General features: G+C 74.3%; 9 protein-coding genes. All 9 read right to left on the bottom strand.

The window, feature by feature from the left end; genetic code table 11:
* Positions 1–32 precede the first annotated feature (32 nt).
* Positions 33–863 (bottom strand): ABC transporter permease, encoded by an 831-nt coding sequence (locus tag IEX42_RS12575; protein WP_229660832.1) that lies wholly within the window; start codon positions 861–863, stop codon positions 33–35.
* On the bottom strand, positions 860–1,858 hold the full coding sequence (locus IEX42_RS12570) for an ATP-binding cassette domain-containing protein (protein WP_188780074.1): 999 nt from the start codon (positions 1,856–1,858) through the stop codon (positions 860–862). Before IEX42_RS12570 ends, IEX42_RS12575 begins: the two co-directional genes overlap by 4 nt.
* The gene (locus IEX42_RS12565) at positions 1,851–2,057 is read right to left on the bottom strand and encodes an MbtH family protein (RefSeq protein ID WP_188780073.1); all 207 of its coding nucleotides are present in this window, start codon (positions 2,055–2,057) and stop codon (positions 1,851–1,853) included. The genes IEX42_RS12570 and IEX42_RS12565 overlap by 8 nt, the downstream gene beginning before the upstream one ends.
* Entirely contained in the window at positions 2,054–12,247 is a 10,194-nt protein-coding gene (locus IEX42_RS12560; RefSeq protein WP_188780072.1) for a non-ribosomal peptide synthetase, read from the bottom strand. Before IEX42_RS12560 ends, IEX42_RS12565 begins: the two co-directional genes overlap by 4 nt.
* Positions 12,244–12,795 carry a hypothetical protein gene (locus tag IEX42_RS12555; RefSeq protein ID WP_188780071.1) on the bottom strand — a complete coding sequence of 184 codons (552 nt, stop codon included), beginning with the start codon at positions 12,793–12,795 and terminating at the stop codon, positions 12,244–12,246. The genes IEX42_RS12560 and IEX42_RS12555 overlap by 4 nt, the downstream gene beginning before the upstream one ends.
* A 118-nt stretch (positions 12,796–12,913) precedes the next feature.
* On the bottom strand, positions 12,914–14,089 hold the full coding sequence (locus tag IEX42_RS12550) for a zinc-binding dehydrogenase (RefSeq protein ID WP_188780070.1): 1,176 nt from the start codon (positions 14,087–14,089) through the stop codon (positions 12,914–12,916).
* 249 nt (positions 14,090–14,338) lie between these two features.
* Positions 14,339–15,364, bottom strand: a complete 1,026-nt coding sequence (locus tag IEX42_RS12545; RefSeq protein ID WP_229660831.1) for a cytochrome c oxidase assembly protein — start codon at positions 15,362–15,364, stop codon at positions 14,339–14,341.
* The gene (locus IEX42_RS12540; RefSeq protein WP_188780069.1) at positions 15,361–15,900 is read right to left on the bottom strand and encodes a copper chaperone PCu(A)C; all 540 of its coding nucleotides are present in this window, start codon (positions 15,898–15,900) and stop codon (positions 15,361–15,363) included. The genes IEX42_RS12545 and IEX42_RS12540 overlap by 4 nt, the downstream gene beginning before the upstream one ends.
* Positions 15,897–16,571, bottom strand: coding sequence for an SCO family protein (locus IEX42_RS12535; RefSeq protein ID WP_188780068.1), 675 nt, complete (start codon positions 16,569–16,571; stop codon positions 15,897–15,899). Before IEX42_RS12535 ends, IEX42_RS12540 begins: the two co-directional genes overlap by 4 nt.
* Between the last annotated feature and the right edge of the window lie 43 nt (positions 16,572–16,614).

The following is a 16,614-nucleotide window of genomic DNA, read 5'->3' as shown; positions in this document are numbered from 1 at the left end:
GAGGGGCTCCGACGAGCCCTCAGCGACCTGGGTCAGCCTTTGGTGAGCGCGCGGTAGCGGGCCAGTGCGAGCGGCATGAAGACCGCGAGCACGACCAGCGAGGAGACCACGGCGTACAGCCCCGCGTGCTCCAGCGGCCAGGCGTCCGGCTGCGGCAGCGACGCGGGGGTCGGGTTGCCCAGCAGGTCGCGGGTCGCGGTGGCCACCGCGGAGACGGGGTTCCAGGCCGCGACGACGCTCAGCGGACCGGGCATGTTCGCAGCGGAGACGAACGCGGTCGAGACCAGCGAGACGGGGAACAGCCAGATAAGCCCCGCGCTCTGGGCGACCTCGACGCTGCGCGCGAACAGGCCCACCGTGGCGCCCACCCACGTCATCACGAAGCCGAAGAGCACCAGCAGCAGCAGCGCCAGCACCGCGTTCCCGATCGAGTCCTGGATGCGCCAGCCGACGGCGAGACCGACCAGCGCGGTGACCACCAGCGAGGCGACGGCCACGACGAGGTCGGAGACGGCCCGGCCGAGCACGACGGCCAGCGGCGACATCGGCAGCGAGCGGATCCGCTCGACCATCCCGGTCTGGAAGTCGTTGGCCAGCCCGACCGCGGTGAAGGACGCGTTGAAGACCATCGTCTGGGTGGAGATCCCGGCCATCAGGAACCGGCGGTACTCCTCGCCGCCGAGGCTGCCGCCGAAAACGAACGCGAAGAGCAGGACGAACATCACCGGTTGCACGACCCCGGTGACGATCCGACCCGGGATCCGCACGACGTGGCGCAGGTTGCGCAGCGTCAGCACGCTCCCGTTGCGGAGCGTGTCGCCGAACCCGGCCAGGACGCCCGTGCTCGCCGTCCTCGCGCTCACGACGCGACCTCCGCCGGCTCCTCGTCGTACGCCGCCTCGTCCTCCGCAGGTGGGTGGCCGGTCAGTGCCAGGAACACGTCGTCGAGGGTGCTGCGGTGCAGGGCGACGTCGGTGAGGGTGACCCCGTCGTCCTCCAGCGCGCGCAGCGCGCGCATGGCCACGCTCGGGCCGCCGTCGACGGCGACCTCGACCCGGCGGGTCCGCTCGTCGACCGACGAGTCACCGGTCCCGGACCGACGCAGCGCGGCGGCGGCGGTCTCCAGCGAGGAGTCCGGATCGACCTGGACCTCCAGCCGGGAGCCCTGCACGCGGTCCTTGAGCTCGGTGGACGTCCCGCGCGCGATGATCCTGCCCTCGTCGATCACGGTGATGATGTCCGCCAGGCGGTCGGCCTCCTCGAGGTACTGCGTGGTGAGCAGCACGGCGACCCCGTCGGTCAGCAGGTCCTCGATCACACCCCACATGTCCAGGCGGCTGCGCGGGTCGAGACCCGTCGTCGGCTCGTCGAGCACCACGACCTGCGGCCGCGCGACCAGGGCGGCGGCGAGGTCCAGGCGACGCTTCATGCCCCCGGAGTAGGCGCCGACACGTCGCGGGCCGATGTCGTCGAGGCGGAAGCGCTCGAGCAGCTCGTTCGCACGGTCACGGGAAGCCGGACGGGAGAGCCCGTACAACCGCCCGAGCATCTGCAGGTTCTCGTAGCCGCTGAGCCGCTCGTCGACCGCGGAGTACTGCCCCGAGAGCCCCAGCGAGGCACGGGCGGCGTCCGGCGCGCTCCGTACGTCGTGACCCGCGACGACTGCGGTGCCCTCGTCGGGGCGCAGCAGCGTCGTCACCAGCCGCACGGTGGTGGTCTTGCCGGCACCGTTCGGGCCGAGCAGCGCGTGCACGGTCCCGGCGGGCACCTCCAGGTCGACGCCGTCGACGACGCGACGGCCGCCGAGCACCTTGACCAGACCCTCGGCGCGGACGGCGGGCGCGCTCTGCTCAGTCACCACGCGGACCCACCCCGATCGTGGCCGGATCGTCCCAGTGCTCGCGGACCCACTCGGTGCACGCGTCGCGAGACTCGTCGCGCACGACCACCTCCCAGCCGTCGGGCACGTCCATGAACGTCGGCCACAGCGAGTGCTGGCCCAGAGCGTTGGCCAGCACGTGGAAGCGGCCGTCGGGGTCGTCGAACGGGTTCGTCATCGCACATCTCCTTCGTCGTCGGGTACGTCGGCTCCACCCACCAGCGCATCGGCCCAGGGACCGATCCGCGCGGCGGCGCCGACGCTCATCAGGTCGTCGTGGCCCACCGCGATCTCCCGGACGGTCGGGTGACCCTCCAGCAGCGGGGCCCAGCGCTCGGCCAGGGGCGGGTCGGCGGCGTCGACCGTCGACGCCACCAGCAGGGTGCGGGCCCGTACCGGGTCCGCACCCTCAGCGTGTGCGGTCCAGCGCGACGTCGCGGCGTACGCCTCGACGAGTCGCTGTCTCGCGGTGTCGTCCAGCGCGTCCAGCGCTCCCGCCTGCCCGCCGAGCAGCTCGCGTGCTGCGTCGGCGTCGAGCTGCTCGGGCAGGGCCGTCGGCTCGGCGTCGGGGTAGGAGTCGAGGAGCGTGAGGTCGGCGACCTCCTCCCCCTCGGCCTCGAGCCGTGCCGCCAGCCGGTGGGCGAGCACGCCGCCCAGCGACCAGCCGAGCAGGTGGTAGGGCCCCTCCGGCTGACGCTCGCGGACCACCGCGAGGTAGGTCTCGACCAGCCTGTCGAGCCCGGCGGGCAGCGACGTGTCATCGGTCAGCCCGGGCACCTGCAGACCGAGCAGGGGGCGGTCGGCGACGTACGGCAGCAGCGCGGCGAAGCCCCAGGCCAGCCCGAGCGCCGGGTGGACGCACCACAGCGGCTCGCGGTCGCCGTCACCGCCCTCGCGCAGCGCCAGCAGCACCTCGAGGCCGGCGCCCTCCGCTCCTCCGTCGTCGATGCGGCGGGCCAGCCCCTCGACGGTGGGCGTCTCGAACAGCGCCCGGACCGGCAGCTCGATCCCGAGCCGCTCACGCAGCAGGGCCACCAGCCGGGTCGCCAGCAGCGAGTGGCCGCCGAGCTCGAAGAAGCCGTCCTCGGCGCCCACCTCGGACGCGCCGAGCACCTCGCCGAACAGCGCGGCCACGGCCTGCTCGCGCGGCGTCGCGGGGAGCCGACCGGTGCTGCCCGCGCGCTCCGGCTCGGGCAGCGCGCGGCGGTCGAGCTTGCCGTTGCGGGTCAGCGGCAGGTCGTCGAGCACCGCCATCGCGGTGGGGACCATGTAGCCGGGCAGGTGCGCGGCGGCGTGGCGGCGTACGTCGGCCGGGTCGAGGTCCACCTCGTCCGCGGCGACGAGGTACGCCGCCAGCTCGGCGACCCCTGCCTGCTCACGCGCGACGACGGCGACGCGGGCCACGCCGGGCGCCTGCCCCAGCACGGCCTCGACCTCGCCGAGCTCGACGCGGAAGCCGCGGATCTTCACCTGGTCGTCGACGCGACCGCCGAAGACCAGCGCTCCGTCGCGGCGCATCCGCGCCAGGTCCCCGGTGCGGTAGAGCCGAGCCCCGGCGGGTCCGTGCGGGTCGGCCACGAAGCGCTCGGCGGTCTGCTCGGGCGCACCGAGATATCCCCGGGCGAGGCCTTCGCCGGCGAGGTAGAGCTCGCCGAGCACGCCGGGCGGCACCGGCCGGAGCCGGTCGTCGAGGACGAGAGCCCGGGTGCCGGGCACCGGGGTGCCGACCACCGGCGAGGCGTGGTCGTCGATCTCGGCGACCAGCGAGTCCACGGTGCTCTCGGTCGGGCCGTAGAGGTTGACCGACCGCAGCCCCGCACGCTCGCGCAGGTCCTGCCACAGCGCCGGGGGCACTGCCTCGCCGCCGAGCAGCAGGACCGACAGGTCGCCGACATCGTGGCCGAGCAGCGCGGTAGCGAACGACGGCGTCGTCTCCACGACGTCGACGTGCTGCTCGCGCACCGTGGCGGCCAGCGCCTCGGGATCGCGCCGGGTGTCGTCGTCGGCGAGCACCAGCTCGGCGCCGGCGAGCATCCACAGGACCGGGTCCCAGGACGCGTCGAAGGTGAGCGCCGTGGTGTGCGTCATCCGCAGCCGGTGACCGGCCCGTTCGGTCGCGGGGGCGACCAGCGCCTCCTCGTGGTGCTCCAGCAGCCGGGCCAGCCCGGCGTGCTCGACCACGACGCCCTTCGGCTCGCCGGTGGAGCCCGAGGTGAACAGCACGTACGCCGCGTCCTTCCCGGCAGGTGCCGGGGGCGGCTCGGTGCCGTCGAGGTCCTGGGCGCGGACGGTTGCCAGACCGTCGGGCAGCTCCGGGGCGTCGTCGCCGGTCACGACGAGCACGGCCCCGGAGCGCTCCAGCACCCGCGCAGTCCGCTCGGCGGGCTGCTCGGGGTCCAGCGGGAGGTACGTCGCACCGCTGCGCAGCACGCCGAGCAGCGTCGGCAGACTCTGCGGCCCGCGCGCCAGCGCCACGGCGACCACGTCGCCGCGACCGGCGCCACGCTCGGCCAGCCCGGCCGCGACACGCCCGACCCGGTCGACGAGGTCGGCGTACGTCCACGACGTGTCGCCGGCGTCCAGCGCGGTGTCGTCGGGCTGGGCCGCCGCGCGCTCGGTGAGGGCGTCGAGCACGGTGCCCCAGCGGCGCTCGCCGGCCGGCCCGCCGAGCTCGGCGCGCGGCTCGTCCGGGGTGCCGAGCGGCACCACGGACAGCGGCGTCCCCGGCTCGGCCAGCCAGTCGCCGAGGAAGCAGACGAACCGGTCGGCGATCTCGCGCGCCGTGACCTCGTCGAACAGGTCGGCGGCATACTCCAGCGTCCCGCCCAGGCCACCGTCCGCGTCCTCGGAGATCGTCCAGGACAGGTCGAACTTGGCCGAGCGGGAGGAGACCGACCCGCCCTCGACGTCGAGCCCGGGCAAGTCCAGCTCCGCACCGGGCGCCGCGTCGGTGGTGAGCATGACCTGGAACAGCGGGTGCCGGGCCAGCGACCGCTCGGGCCGCAGCTCCTCCACCAGCCGCTCGAACGGCAGGTCCTGGTGAGCGAAGGCGTCCAGCGTGGTCGAGCGCACCCGGTCCAGGAGGGTGCCCAGGTCGGGGTCGCCGGACAGGTCGGTGCGCAGCACGAGGGTGTTGACGAAGAAGCCGACCAGGTCCTCGAGCGCCTCGTCGGTGCGGCCGGCGATGGGACTGCCCAGTGACACGTCCTCGCCCGCACCGAGTCGCGAGAGCAGCGCGGCGAGCGCCGCCTGCAGCACCATGAACGTGCTGGCCTCGCGCTCACGGGCGACCTCGGCCAGCCGGTGCGCGACGTCGTCAGGGACCTCGACCGGCACCTCGCCGCCCTGCGCGCTCGCCTGCGAGGGCCGCGGCCGGTCGGTGGGCAGGTCGAGCTCCTCGGGGAGTGCTGCCAGCTGCTCGGTCCAGTACGCCAGCTGGTCGTCGGTGGCCTGCTCGTCGAGGAGATCGCGCTGCCAGAGGGCGTAGTCGGCGTACTGCACGGACAACGCGGACAGCTCGGGCTCCTCGCCGCGGACGCGGGCGGCGTACGCCGTCGCCAGGTCGCGGCCCAGCGGGCCGGTCGACCAGCCGTCGGAGGCCACGTGGTGGACCACCAGCAGCAGGACGTGCTCGTCGCCCGTCGTCACCAGGGCGGTGCGCAGCGGCAGGTCGGCGGTCAGGTCGAACGGCCGCTCGGCGCGCTCGCGCAGCGCAGCGGCCAGCTCGTCCGCGGCGATCGTGACCCGCTCCAGCTCCGGACCGCGGTCGTGCACCACCTGGTGCGGCTCGCCGTCGTCGTCGAGCGGGAGGGTCGTGCGCAGCACCTCGTGGCGGCGGACGACGTCGCCCAGCGCGGCCTCGAGCGCGTCGGCGTCGAGGTCGCCGCGCAGCCGCAGCGCCATCGGGATGTGGTACGCCGCGCCCGAGTCCTCCAGCCGGTTGAGGAACCACAGACGGCGCTGCGCGAACGACAGCGGCACCTCGTCGGGCCGCTCGCGCGGCTCCAGCACGGTCCGCGCACTCGCGGCCTCGGGCAGCCGCTGGGCCAGGCCGGCCACCGTCGGGGACTCGAACAGGGTCCGCACCGGCAGCTCGACGCCCAGCTCGGAGCGCACCCGGCTGACCAGCCGCGTGGCGAGCAGCGAGTGCCCGCCGAGCTCGAAGAAGCTCGACTCGGCGCCGATCCCGTCAGTGTCGCCGGTGCCGAGCACCTCGGCGAACAGCCGCGCCACGGACTCCTCCTGCGGCGTCGCGGGCGCCCGCCCGCCGTCGCCACCGACCTCGGGGTCGGGCAGCGCGGTGGTGTCGAGCTTGCCGTTCGGGGTCAGCGGGAGCGTGGCCAGCGTGGTCCAGCCGGTCGGCACCATGTAGTCGGGCAGCCTGTCGCGCACGAGCCGGCGCACGCCGTCCACGTCGAGGTCGTCCGGGTCACCGTGCTCGGGCACCAGGTGCGCGACCAGGCGTGCGGCGCCGGCGGCGTCCTCGCGGACCTGGACGGCGGCCTGGCGTACGTCGTCGTGGCTCTCCAGGACGGCGCGGACCTCGCCGGGCTCGACGCGGTAGCCGCGCACCTTGACCTGGTCGTCGGCGCGGCGCAGGAAGGTGAGCACGCCCTCGGCGTCGGTGCGGACCAGGTCACCGGTGCGGTACATCCGGCTGCCTGGCTCGCCGTGGGGGTCGGCCAGGAACGACTCGGCGGTCAGGTCCGGACGGCCGAGGTAGCCGCGGGCGACGCCGGCGCCGGCGAGGTAGAGCTCGCCCGCGACGCCGGGCGGCACCGGCGAGAGCCGGTCGTCGAGGACGTAGCCGCGCACGCCGTCGACGGGCCGCCCGATCACCGGGGCGTCGTACCCCGACAGGTCGGCCGTGACCGCGTCGACGGTGGTCTCGGTCGGTCCGTAGAGGTTGACCGCCGCCAGCCCCGACTCGCGCAGCCGGGTCCACAGGTCGGCCTCGACGGCCTCCCCGCCCAGGGCGACCAGCGCCAGGTCGTCGATGCCGTGACCGAGCAGCTCGCCGACGTACGACGGTGTCGTCTCCAGCACGTCGACCTGCTCCTCGGCCAGCCACGCGGCGAGCGCCTGCGGGTCGCGGCGGGTGTCGTCGTCGGCGAGCACCAGCTCGGCCCCGGCGAGCAGCCAGAGCACCGGGTCCCACGAGGCGTCGAAAGAGACCGCGGTGGTGTGCGCGACCCGGGCGGGACGGCCCAGCCGCTCGACCAGCGGCTCCACGAGGTGGCGCCGGTGCGAGGCCAGCAGGTTGGCCAGCGAGCCGTGCTCGACCACGACCCCCTTGGGTCGGCCGGTCGAGCCGGAGGTGAAGAGGACGTACGCCGCGTCCTCGGGCGACGGCGCCCGCGGGGTGCTGCCGCCGGCATCCCCGGCTCCCTCGACCTCGGCGAGCGTCGCGGTCGTCGTGCCCTCGGGCATCTCGGCACCCTCGGTGAGCACCAGCAGCGGGTCGGCGTCGGCCACGATGTCGGCGACGCGGCCGGCGGGCAGCGTCACGTCCACCGGGAGGTACGTCGCTCCGGCCCGCAGCACGCCGAGCACCGCCACCAGCAGGTCCGGCGTCCGCTCGAGCGCGACACCGACGACGCGGCCCGCGGCCTCGCGGGCGGCGAGCCCAGACGCGAGCGCGTCGGCGCGACGGTCCAGCTCGGCCCAGGTGAGCGAGGCGCCGGCGCCCGAGACGGCGACGGCGTCGGACGCCCCCTCGACGCGGCGCGTGACCGCGTCGAGGACCGTGCCGCGCGCAGTGGTCTCCTCCGTCCGGTCCAGCGCGGCGAGCAGAGCGGCGCGCTCCTCCGCGTCGGTGATCTCGGCGTCGGCGACCGGCGCGCCCGGGTCGGCCACGAGCGCGGCGACCAGCCGCTCGAAGCGCCGGGCCAGGTCCTCCACCGTCGCGGCGTCGAAGATGTCGGCGTCGTACTCGACGGTGCCGGTGATCCGCGTGCCGTCCTCGTCCTCGACGGGGGCAAGGTCGAAGGAGAGGTCGAACTTCGCGCCGACCGGGCCGCTGAGGTCGTCGACCTCGACCTCGAGGTCGCCCAGCCGGGGCACGACGTCGGCCTGGTTCTGGTAGGCCAGCATCACCTGGAACAGCGGGTGCCTGCTCAGCGAGCGCTCCGGCTTCAGCTCCTCGACGACGCGCTCGAAGGGCACGTCCTGGTGGGCGTACGCGTCGAGGTCGGCACGGCGCACCCGGTCCACCAGCTCATCGAAGGTCGGCTGCCCGGAGAGGTCCGTGCGCAGCACGAGGGTGTTCACGAAGAAGCCGACCAGGTCGTCGAGCGCCTCGTCGGTGCGCCCTGCGATGGGCGCGCCGAGGGGGACGTCGGTGCCGCCGCCGAGGCGGGACAGCAACGTGGCCACCGCGGCCTGCAGCACCATGAACACGCTGACGTCGTGCTCCCCGGCCAGCGCGGCCAGCTGCTCGTGCACCTGCGCGGGGACTCCCAGCGCGACGGTGCCGCCGGCGCCGGTGGACTCGGAGGGCCGGGCGCGGTCGCGCGGCAGGTCCAGCTCGGGCGGGACGCCGTCGAGCTGCTCGCGCCAGTAGTCCAGCTGCTGGCTGATCGGGCTGTCGGGGTCCTCATCGTCACCGAGCAGGTCGCGCTGCCAGAGGGCGTAGTCGGCGTACTGCACGGCCAGCGGAGACCAGTCGGGCGCCTGTCCGGTCGTCCGGGCGGCGTACGCCGTCGACAGGTCGCGCGCCAGCGGCCCCAGCGACCAGCCGTCGCCGACCACGTGGTGCATGACCAGGGAGAGCAGGTGCTCGCGCTCGCCGAGCGGCAGCACGGTCACCCGCAGCGGCAGGTCGGCCGTGAGGTCGAAGGCGCGGTCGACGGCAGGCGCGAGCGCCTCGGCGGCGTCCGCCCGGTCCACGGGGTCGAGCACCCTGATCGGGATCGTCGCGTCCCCGGGGTCGAGGATCCGCTGGAAGGGGTCGCCGTCCTCGTCCTCGGGGAACACCGTGCGCAGCGACTCGTGACGCTCCACGACGTCGCGCACGGCCTCGCGCAGCGCGTCGAGGTCGAGGTCGCCGCGCAGCCGCAGCGTCGCCGGGATGTGGTACGACGTGCTGTCCGGCTCGAGCCGGCTGAGGAACCACAGCCGCCGCTGCGCGTAGGACAGCGGCAGCCGCTCGGGCCGCTCGTGCGCCTTGAGCTCCAGGCGTCGCTCGCCGCCCTCGCCGAGCTCGCGGGCCAGCTCCTCGACCGTCGGGTGCTCGAACAGCGCCCGGATCGGCAGCTCGACACCGGCCTCGTTGCGGATCCGGCTGACCAGTCGGGTGGCGAGCAGCGAGTGCCCGCCGAGGGAGAAGAAGTCGTCGTCCGCACTGACCTGTGCGACGCCGAGGGTCTGGGCGAACAGCCCGGCCAGCAGCTGCTCCTCGGGAGTGCGCGGGCTGCGCCCGTGCCCGCCGGCGCTGTCCGCGCCGTCCGGGGCCGGCAGGGCGGCCTCGTCGAGCTTGCCGTTCACGGTCAGCGGCAGCTCGGGCACCACCACGAACGCGCTGGGCACCATGTAGTCGGGCACCGCGGCCGCGACGTGCGTCCGCAGCTCCCCCGCGTCGAGGTCGTCGTCCGCCACGCCGGGGGTCGGCACGACGTACGCCACCAGCTGCTGGATGCCGGGCTGGTCCTCGCGGGTGACCACGGCCGCGCGGGACACGTCGTCGTGCTGGGTCAGCCGGCCCTGGATCTCGGCCGGCTCGATCCGGAAACCCCGGACCTTGACCTGCCGGTCGACGCGGCCGACGAAGTCCAGCGTCCCGTCGGCGCGCCAGCGGGCGAGGTCGCCGGTGCGGTACATCCGCGAGCCGGGAGGGCCGTACGGGTCGGCGAGGAACCGCTCGGCGGTGAGGTCGGGGCGGCCGACGTACCCGCGCGCGAGGCCCTCGCCGGCGAGGTAGAGCTCGCCGGTGATGCCGAGCGGGGTCCGCGCCAGCGAGCCGTCGAGGACGTAGGCCGACGTGTTGTGCACGGGGCGACCGATGCTCGGTGTGCGCTGGTCGCCGATCCGCGCGGTGACCACGTCGACGGTGGACTCGGCCGGGCCGAAGAAGTTGTACGCCAGCAGTCCCTCACGGTCCGAGAGCCGCTCCCACAACTGCTCCCCCACCGCCTCGCCGCCGAGCGCGACGACGCTGATGCTGTCGCCGGCGTCGCCGAGAAGGCCGCCGGCCAGCAGCTGGTCGAGGTACGTCGGCGTGGTCTCGATCGAGTCGATCTCGTTGTCGACCAGGTAGTCCACGAGCGCCTCGGGGTCGCGCATCACGCGCTCCTCCACGAAGTGCAGCTCGTGGCCGTCGACCAGCCACAGCGCGCCGTCCCACGCGGCGTCGAAGGACACCCCGGTGGTGTGCGCGACGCGCAGCCTGCGCCCACCGACCGCGGCGATCGCCGGCCCGAAGACCTCGGCGCGGTGGTGGGCGAACAGGTTGAGCAGCGAACGGTGCTCGACCACGATCCCCTTCGGCCGTCCCGTGGTGCCGGAGGTGAAGACGACGTACGCCGGGTCCGAGAGCTGCACCCGCCCGCCGCGCTCCTCGTCCTCCAGCGGCGCGCTCGAGCGCAGCAGGACGTCCTCGACCTCGGCCGGGTCGTCGAGCACCAGCAGCGGCGCGTCCTCGGGCAGCTGGTCGCGCAGCTCCTCGACGGTGACCACGCAGGTGGGCTGCGCGTCCTCGAGCATCGAGCGGATCCGCTCGGTGGGGTGTGCGGGGTCGATCGGGAGGAACGCCGCCCCGGCCTTGTGCACCCCGACCAGGGAGACGGCGATCTGTGCGCGTCTGGGCAGCGCCACCGCGACGACCTCGCCGCGCCGCGCCCCGTGGTGGACGAGCTTGCGCGCCAGCCGGTTCGCGCGGCGGTCCAGGTCGGCGAAGGTGAGCACCTCGTCGGCGGAGACGAGTGCGCGCTGCTCCGGCGTACGCCGGGCCTGGGCCTCGAAGACCTGCAGGGTCGTCTGCCGGATCACGTCGGTGGCGACGCCGGCCTCGGAAGCGTCGGCGCGCTGGTCGGCGTCGGTGCGGATCCGCAGCGACGCGACCTGCGCGCTCTCGTCGTCCAGCGCCGACAGCAAGCAGGAGACTCGGGCGCCGTGACGCTCGAGCGACTCCTCGTCGTACAGGTCGGGGTGGGCGTCGACGTCGACCGTCAGCCCGTGCCCGTCCGGGGCGCGCGAGACCACGATCGACATGTCGTCGACCGGACCGACCGAGAGGTTGTGCAGCGTTCCTGGCGCGCCGCCGAAGGACAGCTCGCCCTCGGTCGGGAGGATGTTGACCGCCACTCCGCCCAGCGCGGTCCCGCGCGGCATGTCGAGGTCGCGACGCAGGTCCTCGGGTCGGTAGCGCTGGTGCGGCAGCAGTGCGCGCACCCGCTGCGAGACCTGCCGGGCCAGCTCCGCCACGGTGGTCTCGGGACGCACGTCGAGCCGCAGCGGCACCACGTTGGAGACCATCCCCGGCGCGAGCTTCGAGGTGTCGCTCGTGCGGGCGAGGACGGGCAGGCTGAGCACGACCTCGCGCTCGGAGGTCACGCGGTGCAGGTACGCCGCCACGCCCGCCAGCAGCAGTGAGGACCGTGAGACGCCGATCCGCTCGGCGGTGGCGTTGAGCCGGTCGACCGCATCCGGGTCGAGGGTCTGCGTGGTGCGCAGCAGGTGGGTGGGCAGGCCCGCGGAGTCCGCGGCGAGCGTGCCCGGCGGCGGGCGGTCCGCGAGCAGGTCGGTCCAGAAGTCGCGGTCGTCCTGCTGCTCCGAGGAACCCTCGTACGCCTGGTCCTCCTCGACGAGCGCGGACAGCGGGAGAGCCATGTCGTCGCCGACGTCCTCGCTGGCGAGCAGGGCGTTGTAGACCATGGTCACGCGGGCCATGACCAGGGTCGCGGCGTACCCGTCGAGCGCGATGTGGTGGATCCGCTGGTAGCAGTAGACGTGGTCGTCGGCCAGTCGCAGGACGGCCACGGTGAACAGGTCGCCCTCGCGGGGATCGCGCGGACGGCGCAGGTCGTCCTGCATCCACCGCGCGGCCGCACTGGCGGGATCGGCCTCGTCACGCAGGTCGACGACGGGGATCTCCATCTCCGCGCCGTCGACGACCACCTGGAACGGCTCCCCGTCGTCGTCGACCCCGAAGCGCAGCCGCAGCGCCTGCGCCTCGTCGAGCGTCCGCTGCCACGCCCGCCGGTAGAGGTCGACGTCCAGGTCGTCGTGCAGCTCGAGCACGTGGCCGATGTTGAGGACGCCGTTGTCCGGCGCGAGCTGGTGGGCGTACCACAGGCCGCGCTGCGCCGCGGTCAGCGGCAGCGCCGTCACGCCGGCGTCGTCGACCCCGCTCTGCCGGTCGGCGATCGTCATCGCGACGCGCCCAGGGTCATCGGCAGCACCCGGCCCTGGTCACCCGGCGACGCCGACGGGCCGGAAGTCGATGCAAGGCCGGCCTGCTGCTCGCGACCGTCGGCGGCGCGCTGCTGCCCGCCGAGGAGCTGGTCCTGGGCACGTCCGTCGCGGGACTGGCGCTGGAGCAGGCCGAGCTGCTGCTGGTCGCCCGAGCGGCCGTTCTGCTGGGCACCCAGCAGCTGCGCCTGGCTCGCGGTGCCGCGACGCTCGCTCGAGAGGACCCCGACCTGCTGCTGCTCGCCCGACGCAGCATCCTGCTGCGCCCCCAGCAGCTGCGCCTGACGCGCACCGTCGCGGCGCTGCACCGACAGCAGACCGAGCTGCTGCCGGTCCCCGGTCGAGGCGTCGCCCTGCTGCAGTCCGAGCAGCGCGTGTCCGTCGGAGGACGAGGCCCGCTCCGCGCGATCCGGGGAGGAGGCGAGCGACGGGGCGGCGGTGACGCTCAGCAGGGCTCCACTGAGGGACGCAGCGAGCGTCGCGCGGCGGACGAAACGTGCGGGAAACATGTCTCCACGGTGCACAGGCGGTGGCCCGCGAACCCAGCGCACACAGGCCGAGAAGGCTCACACCATCCGCGCCCGCGACGCCTACGAACGCTGTGTACGACGCCGGGCCGGCGGGTGCTCAGCGAGGTGCCAGCTCCACCACGTCGCTGGCCGGGTCGACCAGCACCTTCGCGTGCTGCTCGGCACGGCCGAGGACGTCGAAGGCCTGCTCCACACCGTCCAGGCCGACGGTGCCGGTGACCAGCGGCGAGGCGTCGAGCTTGCCCTCGGCGAGCCGCTGCAGCGTGTCGTGGAGCTCCAACGGCGTGTAGCCGAGGACGAAGCGCAGGTCGATCTCCTTGTTCACCGCCATCGCCGGACGGATCCGGTCCAGCCCCATGCACACCCCGACGACCACCACCCGACTCGCCAGCGGGGCGTCGGTGAGCACGCCCTCGATCATGCCGGGGTTGCCGACGCACTCGAAGACGACGGGGCCCGTCGGCGCCGCGGCACCGGCCCGGTCGGCGGCGCGGTAGACGTGGGTCCAGCCGGGCAGCAGCCGCAGCTTCTCCATCGACCCGACGGCGAGCTCGAGCAGCCCGGGTGCGGTCGAGAGGTAGCGGCGCCCCGCGTGCTCGGCGCCCGCGTCGTACGGCGAGTCCTCGCGCGGGTCGACGACCACGTCCGCACCGCACTGCCGGGCGAGCTCGCGGCGCCCCTCCGAGAGGTCGCTGGCGACGATCGTGCGGACCCCCTGCGCCTTGAGCGTGCAGATCACCGCCAGCCCGATCGGTCCGCAGCCGAGCACCACGGCGACGTCGCGGCGCCCGATCCCCGAGCGGTTCACGGCGTGGCCGGCGACGGCCATCGGCTCGGTCAGCGCGGCGACGGAGGGGTCCAGCCCGTTCGGGACGGGGAACGTCATCGACCCCTCGGCGAGGACGCGCTCGGCGTACGCCCCGGGCGCGAGCGGGGAGAGCCCGGTGAGGTGGACGGTGCCGTTCGCCCGGACCAGCGGGAAGGACACCACCGGGGTGCCGACCGCGAGGCCGCGGCCGGCCTTCGGGCCCCGCTCGACCACGACCCCGCAGAACTCGTGGCCCATCACGACCTCGTTGTCGCTGCGCATGAAGTCGGCGTAGCCCAGCTCGGCCATCACCGCGTCCAGGTCGTCGGCGTGGTCACGGGCGTGGATGTCCGAGCCGCAGATCCCCGCGCGGAGGACCTGGACCACCAGCTGGCCCTTGCCGGGCCGGGGGTCGGGCCGCTCGACGACCGACAGGCTGGAGTGGGAGCAGCTCACCGCGCGCATGGGCGCACCCTAGGTCGCGGCGTCACGGGCAGGGCGCCGCACACCCGTGTGGTGCACGGGTGTTTGATCGACCGGGGCCGGTCACCGGACCGGCCCGAGATTCCTCTCGAGGAGGCCCGTGGTGCTCCCGGTCCTGGTCCTGGGCAACGGCTTCACGCCGCTGCACTTCTTCATCCTGCTGGTCGTCGTGCTGCTCGGCCTGCCGGCGCTGCTGATGCTGGCGATCCGCAAGCGCTGACCACCCCCGACTCAGCGCAGGGACGCGTCCCGCCGGGCCATCGCGGCCAGCTGCTCGTTGTACGCCGTCAGCGCGGCGTCGCCGGTCCGGTCCTCACTTCGGTCGTGCCGGGCCGCCTCGCGCTTGTCCGAGCGGATCCACTCCACCAGGATCACGCCCGCCAGCAGCAGGGTCGGGACCTCCGAGGTGGCCCAGGCGATGCCGCCGGCGACCGCCTGGTCGTGCAGGACGTCGATGCCCCACGACGCCGGCGGGTTGCGGTAGAAGTCGACGATCAGGTCCGGCGCGCTCATCAGCGCGATCCCGAAGAACGCGTGGAACGGCGTCGAGGCCAGCGCCTCCAGCAGGCGCACGATCGGCGACGGCACGTGCGGCCACGGGTCGACCGCGACCAGCGGGCCGAAGAAGATCAGCCCGGTCGCGACGAAGTGCAGCAGCATCAGGTTGTGGCCCCACACGGTGGCCATCAGGCCGTCGAAGGCGGGGGTGAAGTAGATGCCGTACAGCGCGGACAGGAAGAACAGCCAGCGCACCGGCAGCGAGGTCAGCACCCGCAGGAACCGGCTGCCCAGCAGGCGTACGAGCCCTCGGCGCACGCCGGCGCCCTGTCCGGCCGCCGGGAGCGCCCGCAGCGCCAGCGTGATCGGGGCGCCGGCCAGCACCAGGATCGGCACGACCATCACCAGCGTCATGTGCTGGACCATGTGGACGCTCAGCAGCGACATGCCGTAGCCCTCGACGCCGGTCGAGGTGGCGAGCAGGGTGATCACGACGCCGGCGACGTACGACACCGTCCGACCCCACGACCAGCGCGCGCCCCGGCGGCGCAGCCGCAGGATCCCCCAGACGTAGAGCCCCAGCCCGATCAGGGCCAGCACCGGGAGCAGGGGCACCGGCTGCAGGTGGATCGATACCAGCCGCTCGAAGGTGGGCGGCAGGGACGGCATCCACATCGGGCCGGACATGCCCATCATGTGGTCACCCATCCCGTCCATGCCGTCGAGCGGGAGCAGCACGCCGAGAGCGGGGCCGGTCACGACGGTCGGTCCGCGCGGTCGAGGACGGGCACGGTGACGTCGAGGTCCGCACCGGAGGCGAAGCGGAGCCGCAGCGACACCTCGTCCCCGGCGCTGAGCGCACGGGTCGGCGAGATCAGCATGACGTGGTAGCCGCCCACCGTCAGCCGGGTGCTCTTCCCGGCCGGGACGGGGACGCGGGCCACCTGCTTCATCGTGCCGCCGGTGCCGCCCCCGGTGGACTCGGTGGTGTGCAGCTGAGCCTGCGACGCTGCGTCGGTCGAGACGCCCACGAGCGCGTCGTCGGTGTCGCCGTCGTTGGTCAGGGTGAAGTACGCGCCACTCACCGCGCTCATCGTGCTCCCCATGTCCGTGGCGTCGCCCGACGACGTCGGGGCCTTCGGCGCCTCGGTGGCCCAGCCGTCGGTCAGCGCGAGGTCGCCCGTCGCGGCGTGGCCGTAGCGGTCGTCGGCGGCGGGCGCGTCGTCACCGCTGCCGCACGCCGCCGTACCGGCCAGGAGCGCGAGCGAGGCGACGGCCGCGACCGTGCGGCTCACGCCCACTTCTTCACCAGTCCCGGCAGCACGGCGGCGTAGCCCTCGGGCCCGGCCAGCTCACGGAAGTAGCCGACCTCGCCGCCGCCCGGTGCCAGGGCGAGCACCTGGGCGCCGTGGGTGACCTCGTAGTCGCCCTTGACGGTGGTCGGCGGGGAGATGCCGATGCCGTACGCCCGCGCCTGGGTGACCACCTGGTCGATCGGCGCCCGCCCGCCCTTGAACGACGGGTCGAACCCGGCCAGCCACTGCGTGATCTGCGGGTCGGTGTCACGGCGGGGGTCCGTGCTGACGAGCTGGACGTCGACCTTGTCGGCGACGTCGTCGGGCAGCTTCGCCAGCGCGGAGGCGATGTCGGCCATCGTCGTCGGGCAGACGTCGGGGCAGTTGGTGTAGCCGAAGTAGACCAGCGTCAGCTTCCCCTTCGGCGCGGACCGGTAGGAGAACGTGCTGCCGTCGGCGTTCGTGACGGTGCCCGCGGGTGCCGGCTTCGGCGTCGGCTCGGACGAGAACGCGCGGTCCGCGACGCTGCCGCCTCCCGTGCCCTCCACCGTCGCGGCGCCACCGGAGCCGCCCGAGCCGGACTCCTGGGTCGTGCTCCCGCACCCGACGAGTGCGAGCGCGGCGACGACGGCCGCGGCGAGGGCGAGGGACGTACGACGAGCCGGACTCACGGCCTCGAATCTACAAGCCGCGCGGTGGCCTCCTCGCCGCGCC

Source organism: Marmoricola endophyticus, assembly GCF_014644415.1.
Lineage (GTDB): Bacteria > Actinomycetota > Actinomycetes > Propionibacteriales > Nocardioidaceae > Marmoricola > Marmoricola endophyticus.
This window is presented reverse-complemented; position numbering and strand designations above follow the sequence as displayed.

Coding starts and splice junctions, on each gene's coding strand:
- IEX42_RS12550 (WP_188780070.1), bottom strand. CDS start 14,089: ATGCGCGCGGTGAGCTGCTCCCACTCCAGCCTGTCGGTCGTCGAGCGG.
- IEX42_RS12555 (WP_188780071.1), bottom strand. CDS start 12,795: ATGTTTCCCGCACGTTTCGTCCGCCGCGCGACGCTCGCTGCGTCCCTC.
- IEX42_RS12565 (WP_188780073.1), bottom strand. CDS start 2,057: ATGACGAACCCGTTCGACGACCCCGACGGCCGCTTCCACGTGCTGGCC.
- IEX42_RS12560 (WP_188780072.1), bottom strand. CDS start 12,247: ATGACGATCGCCGACCGGCAGAGCGGGGTCGACGACGCCGGCGTGACG.